Origin of the sequence: Streptomyces sp. NPDC002779 (genome assembly GCF_042888685.1) — a bacterium.
In the GTDB taxonomy this organism is placed as follows: Bacteria; Actinomycetota; Actinomycetes; order Streptomycetales; family Streptomycetaceae; genus Streptomyces.
In genome coordinates this window covers 846,296-864,189 of the sequence record NZ_JBIAQC010000002.1, presented here as the reverse complement: position 1 = coordinate 864,189, position 17,894 = coordinate 846,296, and the positions used below count along the sequence as shown (strand labels likewise).

At 68.4% G+C, this 17,894-nt stretch carries 20 protein-coding genes and 1 pseudogene; 12 read left to right on the top strand and 9 right to left on the bottom strand.

What is annotated here, in order from left to right; all coding sequences use genetic code 11:
• Positions 1 to 58: 58 nt before the first annotated feature.
• On the top strand, positions 59 to 826 hold the full coding sequence (locus ACFYW5_RS09530) for an SDR family oxidoreductase (RefSeq protein WP_389416358.1): 768 nt from the start codon (positions 59 to 61) through the stop codon (positions 824 to 826).
• Positions 827 to 1,068: 242 nt separating this feature from the next.
• Here the strand turns inward: ACFYW5_RS09530 and ACFYW5_RS09525 are convergent, their stop codons facing one another.
• On the bottom strand, positions 1,069 to 2,055 hold the full coding sequence (locus tag ACFYW5_RS09525) for an aldo/keto reductase (RefSeq protein ID WP_389416357.1): 987 nt from the start codon (positions 2,053 to 2,055) through the stop codon (positions 1,069 to 1,071).
• Positions 2,056 to 2,138: 83 nt separating this feature from the next.
• Positions 2,139 to 2,465 carry a nuclear transport factor 2 family protein gene (locus ACFYW5_RS09520; RefSeq protein WP_389416356.1) on the bottom strand — a complete coding sequence of 109 codons (327 nt, stop codon included), beginning with the start codon at positions 2,463 to 2,465 and terminating at the stop codon, positions 2,139 to 2,141.
• Positions 2,466 to 2,596: 131 nt separating this feature from the next.
• On the opposite strand from ACFYW5_RS09520, the gene ACFYW5_RS09515 reads away from it, so the two are divergent.
• Both ACFYW5_RS09515 and ACFYW5_RS09510 read left to right on the top strand, forming a co-directional pair.
• On the top strand, positions 2,597 to 3,154 hold the full coding sequence (locus ACFYW5_RS09515) for a DoxX family protein (RefSeq protein WP_389416355.1): 558 nt from the start codon (positions 2,597 to 2,599) through the stop codon (positions 3,152 to 3,154).
• Between the two features lie 30 nt (positions 3,155 to 3,184).
• Positions 3,185 to 3,553: a MazG-like family protein gene (locus ACFYW5_RS09510; RefSeq protein WP_389416354.1), complete on the top strand. Its 369-nt coding sequence runs from the start codon at positions 3,185 to 3,187 to the stop codon at positions 3,551 to 3,553.
• On the opposite strand, the pseudogene ACFYW5_RS09505 reads toward ACFYW5_RS09510, so the two are convergent.
• The 5 genes and pseudogenes from ACFYW5_RS09505 to ACFYW5_RS09485 all read right to left on the bottom strand — a co-directional run.
• Positions 3,550 to 3,753, bottom strand: a pseudogene (locus tag ACFYW5_RS09505) (ArsR/SmtB family transcription factor); the annotation flags it as partial. The gene ACFYW5_RS09510 and the pseudogene ACFYW5_RS09505 overlap by 4 nt on opposite strands.
• A 182-nt stretch (positions 3,754 to 3,935) precedes the next feature.
• On the bottom strand, positions 3,936 to 4,211 hold the full coding sequence (locus tag ACFYW5_RS09500; RefSeq protein ID WP_389416353.1) for a hypothetical protein: 276 nt from the start codon (positions 4,209 to 4,211) through the stop codon (positions 3,936 to 3,938).
• Complete coding sequence (locus ACFYW5_RS09495; protein ID WP_389416352.1) at positions 4,208 to 4,357, bottom strand: hypothetical protein; 150 nt, start codon at positions 4,355 to 4,357, stop codon at positions 4,208 to 4,210. The genes ACFYW5_RS09500 and ACFYW5_RS09495 overlap by 4 nt, the downstream gene beginning before the upstream one ends.
• A gap of 175 nt (positions 4,358 to 4,532) precedes the next feature.
• Positions 4,533 to 4,721 (bottom strand): hypothetical protein, encoded by a 189-nt coding sequence (locus ACFYW5_RS09490; RefSeq protein WP_389416351.1) that lies wholly within the window; start codon positions 4,719 to 4,721, stop codon positions 4,533 to 4,535.
• Between the two features lie 88 nt (positions 4,722 to 4,809).
• Positions 4,810 to 5,169, bottom strand: a complete 360-nt coding sequence (locus tag ACFYW5_RS09485; RefSeq protein WP_389416350.1) for a hypothetical protein — start codon at positions 5,167 to 5,169, stop codon at positions 4,810 to 4,812.
• Between the two features lie 202 nt (positions 5,170 to 5,371).
• On the opposite strand from ACFYW5_RS09485, the gene ACFYW5_RS09480 reads away from it, so the two are divergent.
• The 9 genes from ACFYW5_RS09480 (at position 5,372) to ACFYW5_RS09440 (ending at position 16,777) form a co-directional block, all read left to right on the top strand.
• Positions 5,372 to 5,905, top strand: a complete 534-nt coding sequence (locus ACFYW5_RS09480; RefSeq protein ID WP_250075529.1) for a hypothetical protein — start codon at positions 5,372 to 5,374, stop codon at positions 5,903 to 5,905.
• A gap of 22 nt (positions 5,906 to 5,927) precedes the next feature.
• Positions 5,928 to 6,839, top strand: a complete 912-nt coding sequence (locus ACFYW5_RS09475) for a hypothetical protein (protein WP_389416349.1) — start codon at positions 5,928 to 5,930, stop codon at positions 6,837 to 6,839.
• A gap of 71 nt (positions 6,840 to 6,910) precedes the next feature.
• Positions 6,911 to 8,395 (top strand): hypothetical protein, encoded by a 1,485-nt coding sequence (locus ACFYW5_RS09470; RefSeq protein ID WP_389416348.1) that lies wholly within the window; start codon positions 6,911 to 6,913, stop codon positions 8,393 to 8,395.
• On the top strand, positions 8,392 to 9,201 hold the full coding sequence (locus tag ACFYW5_RS09465) for an ABC transporter ATP-binding protein (RefSeq protein WP_389416347.1): 810 nt from the start codon (positions 8,392 to 8,394) through the stop codon (positions 9,199 to 9,201). The genes ACFYW5_RS09470 and ACFYW5_RS09465 overlap by 4 nt, the downstream gene beginning before the upstream one ends.
• Positions 9,198 to 10,469: an ABC transporter permease gene (locus ACFYW5_RS09460; RefSeq protein ID WP_389416346.1), complete on the top strand. Its 1,272-nt coding sequence runs from the start codon at positions 9,198 to 9,200 to the stop codon at positions 10,467 to 10,469. The genes ACFYW5_RS09465 and ACFYW5_RS09460 overlap by 4 nt, the downstream gene beginning before the upstream one ends.
• 319 nt (positions 10,470 to 10,788) lie before the next feature.
• Positions 10,789 to 11,781 (top strand): hypothetical protein, encoded by a 993-nt coding sequence (locus tag ACFYW5_RS09455; RefSeq protein ID WP_389416345.1) that lies wholly within the window; start codon positions 10,789 to 10,791, stop codon positions 11,779 to 11,781.
• 84 nt (positions 11,782 to 11,865) lie between these two features.
• Positions 11,866 to 12,030 (top strand): hypothetical protein, encoded by a 165-nt coding sequence (locus tag ACFYW5_RS09450; RefSeq protein ID WP_389416344.1) that lies wholly within the window; start codon positions 11,866 to 11,868, stop codon positions 12,028 to 12,030.
• On the top strand, positions 12,027 to 12,335 hold the full coding sequence (locus tag ACFYW5_RS09445) for a hypothetical protein (protein ID WP_389416343.1): 309 nt from the start codon (positions 12,027 to 12,029) through the stop codon (positions 12,333 to 12,335). The genes ACFYW5_RS09450 and ACFYW5_RS09445 overlap by 4 nt, the downstream gene beginning before the upstream one ends.
• Before the next feature lie 32 nt (positions 12,336 to 12,367).
• Positions 12,368 to 16,777: a hypothetical protein gene (locus ACFYW5_RS09440; protein ID WP_389416342.1), complete on the top strand. Its 4,410-nt coding sequence runs from the start codon at positions 12,368 to 12,370 to the stop codon at positions 16,775 to 16,777.
• Positions 16,778 to 16,834: 57 nt separating this feature from the next.
• On the opposite strand, the gene ACFYW5_RS09435 is transcribed toward ACFYW5_RS09440, so the two are convergent.
• Both ACFYW5_RS09435 and ACFYW5_RS09430 read right to left on the bottom strand, forming a co-directional pair.
• Positions 16,835 to 17,452, bottom strand: coding sequence for an SMI1/KNR4 family protein (locus ACFYW5_RS09435; RefSeq protein ID WP_389416341.1), 618 nt, complete (start codon positions 17,450 to 17,452; stop codon positions 16,835 to 16,837).
• Between the two features lie 153 nt (positions 17,453 to 17,605).
• Positions 17,606 to 17,890 (bottom strand): hypothetical protein, encoded by a 285-nt coding sequence (locus ACFYW5_RS09430; RefSeq protein ID WP_389416340.1) that lies wholly within the window; start codon positions 17,888 to 17,890, stop codon positions 17,606 to 17,608.
• Positions 17,891 to 17,894 lie beyond the last annotated feature (4 nt).

The window sequence follows — 17,894 nt, the reverse complement described above, 5'->3', positions numbered from 1 at the left end:
ACCCGGATGGCGGACAGATGAGTTCCGGATGGCGGACCCTCGCCTAGGCTGCGGGCCCATGAATGCGAAGCAAACGGGCAAGCCGAGGACCGCCGTGGTGACCGGGGCGGGTTCCGGCATCGGACGCGCGGTCGCCGTGGAGCTGCTGCGCGCGGGCTGGTCGGTGGCGCTGGCCGGCCGCCGCACCGCCACACTGGAGGAGACGGCGGCCCTGGCCCCCGAGGGCGCCGCCCTCGCCGTACGCACGGACGTGTCGCGGCCGGAGGACGTGGCCGCGCTGTTCGCCGCGGCGGTGGACCGGTTCGGGCGGGTCGACCTGCTGTTCAACAACGCGGGGACGTTCGGGCCCGGCGGGGTGCCGGTGGAGGAGCTGCCCTACGACGCCTGGCGGCACGTGGTGGACACCAACCTCAACGGGGCGTTCCTGTGCGCGCAGGCGGCGTACCGGCAGATGAAGGAGCAGGACCCGCAGGGCGGCCGGATCATCAACAACGGCTCGATCTCCGCCCATACGCCCCGTCCGCACTCCGTCGCCTACACGGCGACCAAGCACGCGCTGACGGGCCTGACCAAGTCGCTGTCGCTGGACGGGCGGCCGTACAACATCGCGGTGGGCCAGATCGACATCGGCAACGCGGCCACGGACATGACGGCCCGCATGCAGACCGGCGCGCTCCAGGCCAACGGCGAGGTCGCGCCCGAGCCGGTGATGGACGTGGCCGATGTGGCGCGCACGGTCCGGCACATGGCGGAGCTGCCGCTTGAGGCGAACGTGCAGTTCGCGACGGTCCTGGCGACGGCCATGCCGTACGTGGGCCGCGGCTAGGCCGCAGCCTTCACAACGTACACATACGGAATGTGACCGTCCGCCCCATCGCGGCCGGTCGGCGCCCTATGCTCAAATCGCCTCCACAAGAACTTCACAGCTGGAGTGCGGAGCTTCCGCCGGACCACACCGAGGGGGGAAACGGCAGCCGTCCCACGGCGCGGGTTGGGGGTGGGCCTCGCGCGGGACCGCGGGGTGCACTCCGCGCCGTGGACGGCTGCCGGATACGTACGGGGCGCGGATCACCGTCCCAGGATGCCGTCGACTTCCGCCAACTGAGCCCCGGTGAGCGGCCCTTGGGTGAGCGCCCCGGCGTTCTCCTCGGCCTGCGCGACCGTACGGAACCCGGGGATCGGCACCGTGTGCGGGCTGCGCGCCCAGATCCAGGCGAGGGCGCCCTGGGCGAGCGTACGGCCGCCGCTGGTGAGGATCTCCCGGAGCGCCTCGACCCGCTTCAGCCACTCGGCGTCGGCACCCTCCGCCGAGAACCCGGGCAGCCAGGCGGGCGGCGCGCTGCGGATGTCCCCCGCCTCCAGCACCTGCCCGGCAGCCCGCTTACCGGTCAACAACCCCATGGCGAGCGGGCTGCGGTTGATGCTCGCCAGGTTGGACTCCGCGCACAGCGCCAGCATCTCGGGGGCGTCCTGGAGCACATTGAGCCGGTGCTGTACGGCCGTACAGTGCGCGCCCTTCGCGAACACGGCGGCGCGGGCCGGATCGTCGGTGCTCCAGGCGTAGGCCCGGACGATCCCCTCGCGCACGAACTCCTCGCACGCGTCCCGGAGTTCGGCGGCCCGTTCGGGTTCGGCCTCCGACAGGTGCAGCTGGTACAGGTCGATGTAGTCGGTGTCCAGACGCCGCAGTGACGCGGTCAGGGCCCGGCGCGCGTACGCCGGGGAGTCGTCGCCGCCGGTGAGGGTGCGGGTCTCCTCGTCGAAGACGTTGCCCCACTTGGTGGCGACGACGACATCGGCCCGCCGCTTGCCCAGCGCACGGCCCAGGACGCGCTCGCTGTGCCCGGCGCCGTAGGTGTCGGCGGTGTCGAAGAAGGTCACACCGAGGTCGAGGGCGCGCCGGACGGCCCGTACGGACTCCTCGTCGTCGACCCGGCCCCAGCCGAGCGGCTGCCCGTCCGGGTCGGTCCATTCACCGCCGATGGCCCAGCAGCCGAAGCCGAGCGCGCTGACGTCGATGCCACTGCGGCCCAGGGTCCTGAAGTTCGTCTCCATGACGGCAGACGCTAGGAGTTGGAGCGCACTTCAGCGCAAGGGGCCGTACGAAGTCTTACGCCTGCCGTCTTACGCCTGCCGTCTTACGCCTGCCCGGTCTCGAAGCGGCGGATCCGTCCGCTGTCGTCGATCTCGAAGCGCCACCGGGTGCGCATCTCGCCCCAGGTGTCATTGCTGTAGCGGGCGATGAGGGCCTGGCCGCCGTCGGACTCGCGGTCGACCTGAAGGTGCCCGCGGGACTGGAAGATCTCCCGGTCGACCCAGTCGTCGAGGTCCCGGTCGGAGCCGTCGTCCGCCATGGTCGCGTCCGGGGCGAGCAGCGCCATGAAGGCGTCCCGGTCGTGCTGGTTGACGGCGGTCACGAAGTCCCGGACGACCGGGTCGCTGAGATTCTTCGGTTGGATCGTCATGACGGCAGACTCACACCGCTCCCGGCACCCCGCCACCCGAACGGCGGCCCGGACAGGCCCGCCGGGCGCGACCGGTGCGACGGTGGAGGCGCGGGTGGGGACTGTTGCCGCCGACTGCCACGGGAGACATCGTGAGCGCTTACGACCGACATGATCTGGGCCTGCTGCTGCTCCGGCTGGGTGCCGGCGGGGTGCTCGCCGCGCACGGCGCGCAGAAGCTGTTCGGCTGGTTCGGCGGGGGTGGCATCGAGGGCACCGGCAAGTTCATGGAGTCTGTGGGGTACCGGCCCGGCCGGGTCAACGCCACGATGGCCGGGCTCGCCGAGGCGGGCGGCGGCACGCTGCTGGCGCTCGGCCTGGCCACCCCGGCGGCGGGCGCTGCGGCCGGCGGGGCGATGGCAGGCGCCGCCGCGGTGCACACCCCGAACGGCTTCTTCAACGCGAGCGGCGGCTACGAGTACGCGGCGACCCTGGGCCTGGCCGCCCTGGGCCTGGCGGTCACCGGCCCCGGCCGGCTCTCCCTGGACCACGCGCTCGGCCATGTCGTCGACCGGGGCTGGATGGTCCCGGCGGCGTTCGCGGCGACGGCCGCCGGCACCGCGGTGGTCGTGGGCATGCGCAACAAGCGGCTGCGGGAGGAGCGGGAGGGAGAGCAGGTGGCCTTGTTCGAGCAGGAGTTCTCGCGGTAGGCCCCTGGCGTGCCATGAAACCCTGCTCACATGACTGAACAGGCCACCCCTCCCGAACGGGCCACCACCCCTCCCGACCTCTGGTCCGGCATCGACGAGCTGTGGTCCTGGCTGGAGGCCAACCGCCCGCTCGACGGCCGCGAAGCCATGCTCCTGCGCATGCTGAAGCTGTCCGAGGAGGTCGGCGAGGTCGCCGAGGCGGTGATCGGGGCGACCGGCCAGAACCCACGCAAGGGCGTCACGCACACCTGGGACGACGTCCAGGCGGAACTCTGCGACGTCGTGATCACGGCCCTGATCGCCCTGCGGACACTGACCCCGGACACCCGGGAGGTCTTCGCCGGGCATTTGGCGCGGGTGCGGGAGCGGTCGCTGGGGACGGCCCCGGAGTCGGCCTAGGCGGCGTGGACCGGGGCCGGGCCCAGGATGTCCCGCACCCGGTGCAGTCCGCCGCGGTCGACGGCGTACCAGACCCAGGTCCCCCGCCGTTCCCGGGTCAGCAGTCCCGCCTCGGTCATCACCTTCAGGTGGTGGCTGACCGTCGGCTGGCGCAGTCCCAGACAGTCGGTGAGGTCGGCGACGCAGGCCTCACCGGCGGGGCGCGTTCAATCGATGATGACAACGGGCGGGACCAGCAGCGACAGCGTGAGCGAGGCCGTCAACACGGTTCTGGATGTTGATCTCGATCATGCGGTTGTACCAGCGGTTCTGGTCGGCGTACTCCTCCAGGTAGATGGCCGCATGATGCCGGTGGGCAGACAGAACAGGGCGGTGAAGGCGATCACCCAGATCGTGCCGAAGATCGCGGACTGGGCACCGGCGCGCTCCGGCCGGCGGATGGGGGGAAGTTCTCCCACAGCCGGGAGTCCAGCCTCGGCCAGGCCTCGACCAGCACATAGGAGATGAGCACGCCGAGGAAGATGATGCCCACGGCCAGACAGCACAGCAGGATCAGCCGGAAGGCGCTCTCGCCCGGCCGGAAGCACCGTCCGGCGAGCTTGCGGGGTGCGGGGTGGGGCGGCGGTTCGGCGACCCGGATTCCGGTCCCGGCGGTCATTCGTACACCTCCCGGTATTTGCGCACGAGCCGGATGCTGATCACGTTCATCACGAAGGTGATGACGAACAGCAGCGCACCGACGGCGAAGATGGTCCTGTACTCGAAGGACTGCACCGTCGGGTCCGTCGCCGCCCGGCCGGCCACCACTCCTGCAGCCGGGGCGTGACGAAGCTGAGCACGAAGAAGCCGTAGACGACGGTGGGCACACCGGCCAGCACTTCGAGGGCGGGTTTGAGCGTGGCCCGCACCCGGCGGTCGGCGTACTCACTCAGATGGACGGCGGCCCCTAGCCCCACCGGCACGGCGACGGCGAGCGCGATCACATGATCAGCATGGTGGCGCCGAGCAGCGGCAGCACCCCGTACTCGGGGGTGCTGAACAGCGCGGTCCACTCGGTGCCGCCGAGGAACTCGGTGAGACTGACGCGCTCGAAGAAGTCGACGGTGGGCGGGATGAGCGGGACGACGATGCCGACGGTGGTGGCGACGGAGACCAGCGCAGCCGTCAACAGCAGTCCCTGGATGACCCGTTCACCGTAGCGCGGCTTGGCCCCCGCAGGGACGGGGTCCCTGCGGGGGCCTTCAGCGACAGCGAGGTCACCCCGCCGCTGCCTTCAGCTTGTCGATGGCCGCCTTGAGCTCGGTCTCCTGCTCGGAGTTGAGCGGGATGAACTGCGCGTCCTCGGCGATGGCCTTGTGGTCCTCGACGTAGTACTCGACGAAGCCGAGGACTTCCTTGCGGTCGGGGGCCTTTGCGGAGGGGTATATGCCTGGGACGGTGTGGCACCGGAACGGGGTTCCGTCCCAGGCGCGGGGCGGCGGGCGGCGCGGCCTCGTCGGGGCTGCACCGTGATCACCGGGCCTCCTACCGACGGCCGGGAGGCTCTTGGCCAGGTCGGTGCGCGCTCTTCTCGTGACCCGAACGTGATCTACCTGAGATGGTTCAGAAGTGATCACTTGTCCGTTTGAGGGCGATGTGAATCTGCTCTAATGAAGATCACAGCCCGGGGGGGAACCTGCAACGCACGGAGTATGGATTCGATGCCCGATCGATCCTTGCTGCAAATTCCGCATGCTCGAATGTTCAGCGACATGCGGGAACGTCTGGACAGCCTGCGTTCCACTCCTCTCAAGGTGTTTCTCTTTCTTAGGAGTAGGAATGAAGATGTTCAACAAGCGCGTCAGCGCCGTGTTCGTCACCACCGCTGCCACTGCCGCCGCCCTGCTTGTCACCGCGCCGACCGCGAATGCGGCCACGTACAACGTGGACAACAACTGCGGCTACAAGGTCTGCGGCATTGAGAACGCGGGCGGCCAGCTCAACGTGCACTACAACTCGATCGCGAACGACGGCTACTACTCGGGTAGGGCCCACTTCTATGGGAACGTCTACAACTACGCGGGCGAGACCGTGTCGGCCAACGGGGCCACCTCTCAGACGTACAACTTCGTGTTCGGTAAGAACAATGTGGGCAACACCGCGCCCGGCACGGGTCAGGCCGTGAAGAACAACGCGGCCTCCGTCGAGAACTGCGGCCCGTACGACGCGTACCGGATCTACTACAACTCCGGTTACCAGGGCAGCTCGCAGTACTTCGCGCACACCAACGGCAGCCAGTACTGCGCCGGCGGCAAGATTGTCGACCTGAACTCCACGCTGAAGAACAACAATGCCTCGCAGCACTTCGCGTAACCGACGCTACGCGCTGCTCGCCGTGTCCGTGCTGGTCAGCACGGTCACGGCGGGCTGCGCCGCCGAGCAGGAGCGTGATCCGGCGGCTGCCGCTGCGCAGAATCTGAAGAACGTCGACCGGTCCAAGTGGCCTCCGGCCACCCCGGAGAGCGGGCTGGCCAAGGGGCTGACCCTGCCGCTCGAGCAGTACATGCAGACGTATGAGCAGAACGTGGTCATCGATCAGGCGACACGCAATCTGCAGTCCGAATGCATGGCGGGTTTCGGCTTCGATTTCCGCCCGCCGCCCGCCGGTACCACGCCGCCGCCGAATTCCAACGATGCGAACATGGAACGGCGCTACGGCATCACCGACCGCAAGGTGGCGGAAAAGCACGGGTACGGGCTCGACGAAAAGGGCCCGGAAACCGGGGCGCAAGCGCCTGCCCTGACCGAGTCGGCGGAGATGGTGCTGAGCGGCGGGCTCCGCAAGGGTGACAGTGTCACCCCGGCCCCGGACTCCTACGAGGGGAAGAAGATCCCCAAGGGCGGTTGCACGGGATGGGCCCAGAACAAGGTCGGATCCGCCGGACTTGAATTCTCGCTCGTGAGCCGCCTGAACTACGAGAGCCTGATGCGGTCCCAGGACGCTCCGGAAGTGCGGGACGCCACGGGGAAATGGTCGTCCTGTATGAAGGGGAAGGGCTACGAAGTCGCCCATCCTTTCGAGGCCATCGACCTGAACAAGGGGCAGCCGCTCGACAGCGAGCGGGCGATCAGTGGCGCACTGGCGGATATCGACTGCAAGAAGGCCGTCAACCTGGTGAACATCTGGTTCGAGGCCGACTCCGAAATCCAGCGCAAGCAGATCGAGGAGCACCAACTCGCCCTTGACGAGGCGAGGAAGCAGAACGAAGCCGCGGTGAAGGCCGCGGAGCAGGTGCTGCGCGGCTGACCGCGCCACCGTCCGGTCCGTACGAGCGCACCGGGCAAGGCCAGGAGAAGGTCCGGGGAAAGGGAACCGCCATGTCCGATGGCGAGGTGCACAATGGTGCCGCGGGGCTGGCCCGAAAGCGCCGGTGGGCCGTGGGGATCGCCACGGGAGCGGTACTGCTCTCCGGCGCCGGCATGGCGGCCACCCAGGTGATCAAGTCGCCCGCGCAGGCCGCGGCCGACTCCGAAGCGCCCCCGCCGACGGTGCTGACGGCCCCGGTCGAGCACCGGGTCTTGGAGGACTCGGTCACCGTCCGCGGCACGGTCACCGCGGCCCAGACCGTCGAGGTCAGCCCTTCGGCGGGCGGCCCCGACGGAGGCACGCCCGTTATCACCAAGCTGTCGGTCAAGGACGGTCAGCGGATCGAGGCCGGCCAGTGGCTCCTCGAGGTCTCCGGCCGTCCGATGTTCGCCCTGCGGGGCGAACTGCCTGTCTTCCGGGACCTGAAGCCTGGGGCGGAGGGGGATGACATCGCCCAGCTCCAGGACGCGCTGACCGAGCTCGGGCACAGCACGGCCGGTGACCGGGCCGGGTATTTCGGGCCGCAGACGAAGGCCGCGCTCACCGGGTTCTACGACCACATCGGTTACACACCGCAGACCGCCCAGGAAGACGGCGACAACGCGGTGCACAACGCCGAGGCCGCGGTGACCCTGGCCGAACGGGCGCTGGAGGACGCCCGCCTGGGCGCGGCGTCCGGCACCGGCTCCCCCACCCACGCCGATGACGCGGGCACCGACGCGGACGGCAAGGGCGTGGGCGACCCTCTCGGCACCGACGGCAAGGGCGCGGGCGGAAGCACCGCGCGCCAGGTCGAGCGAGCAGAGGAGGACCTGGCCAAGGCGCGCGACGAGCTGGCCCGGGTGCGGGCGACGACCGGACCCATGCTGCCCGCCTCCGAAGTCGTCTTCCTGTCCCGCTTCCCCGCCCGGGTCGACGCGGTGCACGCGCGGGTCGGCGAGGAGGTATCCGGCCCGGTCCTCACCGTGTCGGCCGGCGCCCTGGTCGTCCAAGGCTACCTGCAGCAGCACGAGAAGGGCCTGGTCAGGTCTGGTCAGCGGGTGGAGATCCTGTCCGAGGTGACCGGCCGCACCGCGACCGCGAGGGTCGTGTCGGTCGCGGACACCGTCGGCCAGGAGCAGACCGCCGCGAGCGGGGGAGAGGACAAGGAGCAGGCCACCGGCGCCCAGGGCTACCTGATGCTCGTACGCCCGGACAAGCCGCTGCCGCCGGACCTCACCGGACAGGACGTTCGCCTGACCGTGCGCGCCGCGGCCACCAAGGGCGCGAGCCTGGTCGTGCCGCTGTCGGCGGTGTCGGCGGGCGCGGACGGCACGACGACGGTGACCGTCGTGGAGAAGGGCGACGGCCGACGCAAGGTGGCGGTGGTCACCGGGAGCACGGGGGACGGCAGCGTGGAAGTGCGCCCGCGGACCCCGGGCGTGCTCACCGAGGGGGACAAGGTCCTCATCGGCGTGCGCCCGAACCCCGCGGACGCGGCGGGAGCGGGTTCGTGACCGCCGTGGCCGAACCTCCGGTCATCGAACTGCGCCAGGTGGGCCTGACCTACCCGGGGCCACCGCCGGTACAGGCACTCGCTCCCTGTGACCTGCGCGTCGAGCGCGGCGAGTTCGTCACCGTGGTCGGTCCCTCCGGGGCCGGCAAGTCGACGTTCCTGAACATCGTGGGGCTGCTCGACTCACCGACGACGGGCGGGTACCTGCTCGACGGTGTCGACACCGGCTCGCTGGCGGACGCGGACCGCACGGCCCTGCGCGGAGAGCGCATCGGATTCGTGTTCCAGGCGTTCCACCTCATGCCGCACCGCAGCGCCCTGGAGAACGTGGCGCTCAGCCTCGTCTACGACGGCACTCCGCGCCGGGAGCGCGCGGCACGCGCCCGTGCCGCCCTCGAACAGGTGGGGCTCGGCCACCGCGTGCAATCCCTGCCCACCCAGCTCTCCGGTGGAGAGCGCCAACGCGTCGCCATCGCACGGGCGTTGGCAGGACGGCCGTCGCTGCTGTTGTGCGACGAGCCGACCGGCAACCTCGACACCGCGACCGCTGAGGCCATCCTCGGACTACTGGACGCGGTGCACCGCAGCGGTATGACAGTGGTCGTCATCACCCACGACCCGGCGGTGGCGGCCCGCGGGCAACGCACCGTGACCATTCGGGACGGCGCACTGTCGGAGACCTCAGCCGCGCCGCATCTCGCGCCGAACGCCCGGCCGCACGGCCCGACGGCACTTGGGCCCGAGCCCGAGTCCGACTGGCCGGACTCCCCGACCCTCGACCTCCTGCGGTCAGGCAGGCCCATATGAGGCGTCTTCCGTTCTCCCTGCCGGGGCTCCGCGGGCGCGCGGCCAGTCGGCCCGCCGGCGTGGTCCGGCACCGGCTCGCGGTGCGGGACCTGGTCTCCGAGGCTCTCGCCGGCGTGCTGCAGCGCCCTGCCCGTTCCGTGCTGACCTCGCTCGGGACGGTGCTGGGAGTCGGCACGTTCGTCGCCATCCTCGGCCTGACCGCGACCGCCTCCTCGCAGATCGACGAGCGGTTCAACGCGCTGAGCGCCACCGAGGTGACCGTCGACGACGTCTCCCGCGAGCAGGGCGCCCTCGGCACCGTCGGCTTCCCCGCCGACGCGGACCAGCGGGTGGAGCGGCTCAACGGCGTACGGGACGCGGGCGTCTACTGGTCCGTCGACCTGGCTCCCGAGGAGCAGGTCCGATCGGCACCGGTGGGCCCCGACCGCGGCAACAGCCGGATCCAGGTGGTGGCCGCATCCTCAGGCGTACTGCGAGCGGCGCACCCCACCCTCGCCCAGGGCCGGCTCTACGACCCCTGGCACGACCGCACGGAGCAGCGGGTCGCCGTCGTCGGCGCGGGCCTTGCCGCCCGGCTCGGCATCACGACCCTGGAGACCGCGCCCGCCGTGTTCATCGGTGACGAGGCCTTCAGCGTCGTGGGCATCGTGGACGACGTCGAGCGCCAGGCCGACCTGCTGCTCTCCGTCGTGGTGCCCCGGTCCACCGCGCAGCGGATCTGGGGTGCGCCGAAGAACGCGCCCAAGATGCTCGTGTCCACACGCCTGGGTGCCGCACCGCAGGTGGCCGCCGAGGTACCGCTGTCGCTCGATCCCGCGCACCCGGAGCACTTCAGGTCCGTGCCACCGCCCGACCCCAGGGCGCTGCGGGCTGGAGTGGGCGGTGATCTCAACCAGTTGTTCCTGGTGCTCGCCGCGATCTGTCTGTTCATCGGGACCCTGGGCATCGCCAACACCACGTTGGTCGCCGTCCTGGAGCGCACCGGTGAGATCGGTCTGCGCCGCGCGCTCGGTGCCCGCGGACGGCACATCACGGCCCAGTTCCTCACCGAGTCGGGCGCGCTCGGTACGCTCGGCGGCCTGGTCGGCGCGTCACTCGGCATCCTCACCGTCGTGGGCGTCGCTCTAGCCAGGGACTGGACACCCGTGATCCATCCGCAGGTCGCCGTCGCGGCACCCGGCATCGGGTTGCTCACCGGTCTCCTGGCGGGTCTCTACCCCGCATGGAGGGCCAGCCGGGTGCAGCCGGTCGAGGCACTGCGCCGGTAGCCGCGAGCCGCCCGCTCACGTGGCCGACCCTACGTGACGACCCGGCCTCCGCGATGGCACCCGCCCCAGGCCACCGGCCGAACAACGACACCGTCCCCCCACCTTCGTACAGACACGGTCCCGTTCCAGATCACCGCCGACGCCGACGGCGGCATCACCTTCATCGACCGCGAACCGGACAAGAAGACATCCATGACGCCGACCAGTTGGGCCAACGATTCCGGCGGCTGGGGCTGCAGCCACCTCGACCTCATCTCCGCCCGCAAGAACAACAACGCCTCCCAGCACTACACCTGAACCACCCGAGCAGGAGCCCCGCATGAACACCACCGGCAAGGCGCTCGCCGCCACCACCCTGATAGCCACCAGCTTCCTCACCGCCTGCACCGCCAGCGCCGACAAGCCCAGTCCAGCCTCCGCAGGCCAGCCCATCGTCAACAAAGACAAGTGGCCCAACTCCACCCCCACCGCCGGACTCGCCAAGGGCATCAGCCTTCCGCTGGAGCGCTACATGGTGTCCTACGCCGACCGCGTCACGATCGAAGACGCCCAGAACACCCTCACGACGTCCTGCATGAAGGAGTACGGCTTCACCGTCACCCTCCCCAAGCCCGGCGCGAACCCCCCGCTGTCCAACAACGACGCCAATATCGAGCGCCGCTACGGCATCACCGACCGCGACCAGGCCACCAAGCACGGCTACAACCTCGCCCCCGTCCTCGAAGAGCACGTCAAGCAGAACATGCCCGACCTCACCGGCGTACAGGTCGAAGTCCTTACCGGCCACACCAAGCCCGAGGAGACCGAACCGCCGAAGGGCACCAAGGCAGGCGAGCCGTACTTCGCCGCCCCGGTCAGCAAGCCCGCCCGCGCCGAGCACAACGGCATCAAGCTCAAGGAAGGCGGTTGCACCGGCTGGGCGAAGAAGCAGGCCGGCGTGGACGAGCAGGACGCCTACTTCGTCTCCGACCTCAACGGCCAGAGCCTCGTCGCCTCCCAGGACGTGACCGCCGTCAAGAACGCCGTCAGCGACTGGTCCGCCTGCATGAAGAAGGCCGGGCATGACGTCGCCACCCCGTGGAAGGCCATGGAACAGGGCGCCACACAGGACAACAAGCCCACCAAGGACACCATCGCTCTCGCGCTCGCGGACATCGGCTGCAAGGAGCAGACGAACCTCATCCGCATCTGGGCCGACGAAGAGACCAAGATCCAAAACAAGCAGATCGCCGACAACAAGGCCAAGCTCGACGGCATCAAGAAGAACCTCGGCGAGCAGATCACGGCCGCCAAGAAGATCAACACGCAATAACAGCCTCTGTGTGAACACTCATTCGCTTCGATCGGTTCACGCGCGCCACTCGTACGACTATCAGAAAAGTAGGGGGAAACCCGCATGAAGATACCTACCGCTCGCGCGTCCGCTCTCTTCGTCAGTGCCGCCGTCACCGCCCCGGCGTTCGCTGCGCCGCAGCAGGAGCCTGGCCCGGCAAAGGTCAAGGCCGTCACCATCGACGGCATCAAGGTCGACAAGCGGGCCAACGCGCCACCCGGCAGATGATCGGCGCCAACCCGGAGGTCGCAGCCGCCACCGCCAACGTGTGCGGCTCCGGCAACACCATCTCCACCGTCACCGCCCGCAACACCACCGACAACGTGCAGAACTACGCAGTCGAGGTCAGCGACGGCCAAGGCGACGGCGACGGCTGGGTCGCCTCCGACACCTACCGCCTCTGCCAAGTCCCCGCCCAAGGGACCAAAGCCGAGGCATCCACCGTTCGCGGCACCCGCCTTGGACCCATCCCCGAACAGCCGAACATCAACCGGCTGACCACCTACGAGAAACAGGAACACCAGCTCACGTGAAGCAAACCCGCAGAGGCTTGCGGATATCCCTCGTGGTCGCCACAGCGACCGCGCTGGCCATACCGCTCACCATGCCCGCAAAGGCCGACACACCCACCCCGCCCAAGGGTGCGGCCAACGGCTGGAACACGACCAAGAAGACCACGCCGCGCCCGGCCGCGATCGCCGCCAAGGACCGCATCAAGACGCTCGGCACTGGCTACAGCAAGTCCCAGGACACCGCGTTCACCACTTCTGGGGATGCGGCCGGCTTCCACCTCCTCATCGCCGACGAGGCAGACGGCTACGGGTGGAAGACCGCCGCGAGTCTGCGTGAGGACGGCTTCGACGCCGACAGCTGGATCGGTAACGCCTGCCTCACCGAATCCGGAAGGTACGCGGCCGTCGCCTACGCACCGCGTACCTTCACCAACCGGCCCGAGCTGATGGTGCGCGGCGCGTTCGCCGCCATCGTCAACCTCAAGACCGGCGCGGTGAACAAGCTGCCCTTCAACGCCTCCCTCGCCTACTTCAGCCCCGGCTGCGGCAACGGCGACCAGGTCGTGTTCACGCAGCTCTCCCACGACGGCGACAAGAAGCAGAACACGCGCCTCATCACCGTCAACGCTGCCACCGGCAAGCAGACCACGCCGGCCGAGTTCCCCGGGCAGGTCACCTCAGCCGTTCCCACGAAGAACGGCATCGTCGCCGCCCACGGCAACAAGCTGGTACGCCTGAACGGCAAGAAGGAGACGGTTCTCCTCACCACCAGGACCGTCCCGTTCCAGCTCACCGCCGACAAGGACGGCGGTGTCACCTTCATCGACCGTGACATCGACCGCAAGGCCGGTGCCACGGTCAACGCCCGCGCCCGTCACCTCACGCCGGCACAAGCCCGTACGGGCAAGGCGAATGCAGCCGTGGTCGCCTCGGGCAAGCTCACCGACTGGGACCTGACCCGCACCTCCAACGGTCGCGTCTACATCACCGGTAAGGCGGCCAACAAGACGAAGCTGCCCACCCAGGTCGCCAACCCTGGTGGCATTGCCAAGGGCGCACGCCTGTCCAGCCACGGCCATGCCGCCGTGACAACGATGTGGGCCGACGGCAAGACCAGCCTCATCACCCCCGACAAGGCCAACCAGGTCCGGGCCGCACGGAACACGGTGAAGGTCCTCGCCACCGGCAAGACCATCACCCTCGACGCAACGCCTCACCTGAGTGAAAAGCTCACCCAGGCGGGCAGCGCCATGTCCCCGGCCATCGGAACCCCGAAGCCGACGAAGAAGAGCGCGGTGGGCAAGACGGATGAGGGTGGCATGTCCACCCAGACCGTGCGCACCCAAGCCCTCGCCGCATCCCCCACGGGGCCGTCCGAGGGCACGGATGAGCGCTACTGCGCCGTCACGCGGAACGACTCCAAGAAGGCCGCGTTCCAGCCCACCCCCCGCCAGGTGGAATGGGCCGTAGACCAGGCCGTTGTAGGCAAGCTCGACTTCTACCGGAGCATGGACTGGAAGAACACCGGCACAGGCGGCTACCAGCCGCAGGGCCTCTTCCCGCCGCTTCTCCTCGCGGGTGACCCCAACGGCACCCTCGACACCGAGGACGCCACCAACGACAAGTGGCACGTTCCCGCACAGGTCATGCTCGGCATCACCGCGCAGGAATCCAACATGTGGCAGGCCACCCGCTTCGCTGTCCCCGGCGTCACCGCCAACAGCCTCATCGGCAACTACTACGGCGTCCAATACACCGCCGAAGGCACCCAGGCCGACCCGTGGCGCATCAACTGGTCGGAGGCCGACTGCGGCTACGGCATCACCCAGGTGACCGACGGCATGCGCCTTGCGGGTAAGACGAAGCCGGGCGAGACCGCCCTGTCGACCCTCACCCAGGAAGCCGCCGCCCTCGACTACACCGCGAACATCGCCTACGGCGTGCGCATCCTCTCCGACAAGTGGAACCAGGTCCACCGCATGGGGATGCAGGTCAACGACGGCCACCCCAAGTGGATCGAGAACTGGTTCTACGCCCTGTGGGCGTACAACTCCGGCTTCTACGAGACCGCCGACAGCGGAGGCCACAAGGGCCTCGGCTGGACGAACAACCCGGCCAACCCGCTGTGGAAGGCCAACCGAGTCATGTTCCTCCAGCACGACACCAACAGTGCGCTGGACGACTACTCGGATGCCGCCCACCCCCAGGACTGGCCGTATGAGGAGAAGGTCATCGGCTGGGCCGCACGACCCATCTCCGCCATGTTCGCCCCCGGCGACTTCCAGGCCGGATACCGGGCCTCATGGTGGAACTCCAACCTCGACCGCGCCCAGGCCAAGCCGCCGGTCGACCTGTTCTGCAACGCCTCCAACGACTGCGTCCCGTCCAAGATCGGCGACAACGACTCCAACGACCCCGGCCTCGGCGCCTGCCAGCTCGATGCCGGCGACTCCGACACCAACGCCCACTGGCTGCACTGCTGGTGGGACTCGGACGCCACCTGGAAGAACTGCAACACCGGCGCCCAGTGCGGTAACGCCGTCCACCGCTTCAACACCACCTACGGGGAGCAGGCGGACGCCGCCTCCTACCCGCCGAACTGCACCAGCACCCTGCCGACGAACGCCCTGATCGTGGACGACCTCCCGAACGGGCTCACCCCAGCAGGGTCCGACAGCAGAGGGTGCGGGCCGGTGAAGTCAGCAGGAACGTTCAACCTCACCTATCAGCCATCGAACATCACCGACGCCGAAACCGGGCAGACCGTCACCACCTACCCGGGCAAGATGGACACCCACCAGATCGGCGCAGGATGGGGCAACCACTTCTGGTTCACCCACACCCGCTCGCCTGAGTCATTCCCGGCGCCCGGTGACCGGATGAAGGTCACCGGCACCTGGAAGCTGAACGCCCCACTGACCAACTCCACCCGCCAGGCGAAGATCTTCGCCCACATCCCCGACCACGGAGCACAGACCTCCAACGCCGTCTACCGAATCCAGACCCCCGAAGGCGAAATGGAGGCACCCACATCTCAGAAGGCCAACCAGGCCAACAAGTGGGTAAGCCTCGGCGCCTACTACTTCGGAGACCAGATCCCCGAAGTGAACCTCGACAACTTCAACGGCGGTGACGGTTCGGCCGACATCGCCTACGACGCCATCGCCTTCGTGCCGGGCACTTACAACGGCCTGAACATGGGCTCCTTCCCCAGCCCGAACCCCAACGCCGCTGAGCCCGCCCCGGTGGAGCCCGCAGCCCACATCGACGGCCGCTTCTTCTCCCTCGGAGGCACCAGCGCCCTGAGCGCCCCCACCAAGTCCAGCAAGTCCGCCATGACCACGCAGACAGCTTCCGCCTCCTCAGTAGGCGGCATGTCCTGCTCGTCCCTGACCCTGTCGATGGACTTCGACCGCACCGACGCGTGCATCATCGACGAGATCTACATCAACCAGGCAGCAGACAGTAACAACCCGGCAAAGTCGGCCAAGTTCCGCTACATCCACGAAATCCACACCAACAACCGCACCAAAACCGTCACGCAGGAGATGTACATCAGCCTGCAAAGCCTCACCGGCGCCACCCGGACATCGTTCGACGTCACCTCCCTGTGCCGGGGCAACTGCACCATGGCGCCGAAGAACACCAACGGCTCCAGCGAGTCCTTCACTGTGGGCGACGGCCACGTCTACCACATCACCCAGACCATGACGTGGGACGGCACCGGCAAGGACGTCATCGTCCCGCACTGGAGCTACGAAGGAACCCTCGACGGCGTGCGCACCAAGTCCACGCCCACCGCCGAGAAGGACAACCTCACCATCCGCTGCGACACCGTGGTCACCACCGCTGGCGGATGCGTCTTCTCCTGGTACAAGCCCACCTACGTCATGAACTCCAAGAAGTTCCCGGGCGCCGCCGCCCACATCGCCCTGATGTGGAAGAAGACCAACGTCGACTGGGGCAACAGCAATGGTGGCAAGCCCTTGACGTACCTGGCGCAGAAGCTGAGCCCGACCAGCACCACGGGCGAAACCCAGGCGGACGAGAACCGCAAGTTCATCTGCGGCCGCAAGTGGCGCAAGTTCTCGGGCACCGGTGACTTCAGTGACCTGTGGACCATCGATGCCCAAGCGCCGCGCACAGACGGAATCAGTTGTGACGAGTTCGCCTTCGCCAACGCAAAGGAGAGCGCCGGAAACCCCTCCGGACCCAACCCCGTCACCTACAGCGGCGCCGAATGCGTCCAGACGTACATCAAGCGCAACACCGATGGAACGTCCTCCATCCATCTCCGTCCGGACTACCCGGATCCGACGTGGAGCGAGCCCTGTGGCCGGTCCTCCATGTCGACATGGCAGAACACACAGTCGATGCAGCCGTTCGGCGGGTTCATATCCAACCAGCGGCTTCTGGAAGACGACCAGTACTGGGTTGACCTCGACGGGTTCACCCTTCCGTAGGTAGGCAACTGAACAAGCACGAACCCCCCACGGGAAGCCGTGGGGGGTTCGTGCTTGTCAATCCCATTCAATGACGCCGCCCGTGATGCATCCCGGAGGGTCATCAGCCGTACGCGCACTGAGCGGCTTGATCTCGTAGTGCTCGCCTTCCGGGACAAGCCTCCTCATAAGCTGGAGCTGATGGTCGAAGAAAGCGGGCAGGTCAGGGAAGGCGTGCTCGCGGATCTCGCCGTAGTCGCTCCACGTGCCGACGGCTGCGGTGCGGGAATCGATGAACAAGCCGCAGAGCCAGTCTGCGTCGACGGCGAAGGGAATCCACCCGGGCTGCCAGTAGTCGTCGTTGCCGCCTTCGGTGCCGCGCTGCCTCTGGTAGGCGTACACCTCGGGGATGTGGGTGGTGGAGAGCAGGTGCCGGTCGCTGTGCAGGAAGAGACCTTCAGTGGCTGCCCCGGCACGGGTTTCGCGTGCGGAGCCGGGCTTTACGCCGTTGGTGAGGCCAAGGAGGGTGGCGAGGGCCGGGGGGAAGGTGCGGCCGATGGCTTGCTCAGCGGTGGCAATGTCGTTGGGGTGGGCGCCGGGGGCGAGTGCGCCCGCATTGTTGGGGGCGTTTTCTGTAAGCCAGGTGAGCAACTGGCTCCACACCTGGTGCACTTGCTGGGCGTCGTTGGGGTTCACAGGCGTGAAGTATGCCGCACACCCCCACTCACGCAAGTACATAAGTAAGAATTGCGCACAATGATCCGTTTTCATCTGTCCGACGGGGATGATGTTGCAGGTCAGCGGGGTGGTGTGACTGTTTCCACCAGGCCCTGCCGACGCTGCAGGGCTTTAGAAAGTGATCTTGTATCCGTGCAGTTTCCCCGTGATCCGGACACGTGATTGTGATGCCGCGAGGGTGCGCTGATGCCGCGGCCTGGTCTCGGCCGGGGTGAGATAGCCGAAAGTCCGGTGCATGCGCAGGCGGCGGCGGTTGCAGAAGGCCTCGGCAAGGGCGGTGGCCCGGTCGGGCCAGGCGCGGGTGCCGATCTCCTCTTCGAGCAGGGCCCAGAAGCTGTCCGCGGCAGCGTTGTCGAAGCACGATCCGGTGCGTCCGCACCTCTGTCGCAGTCCCAACTGC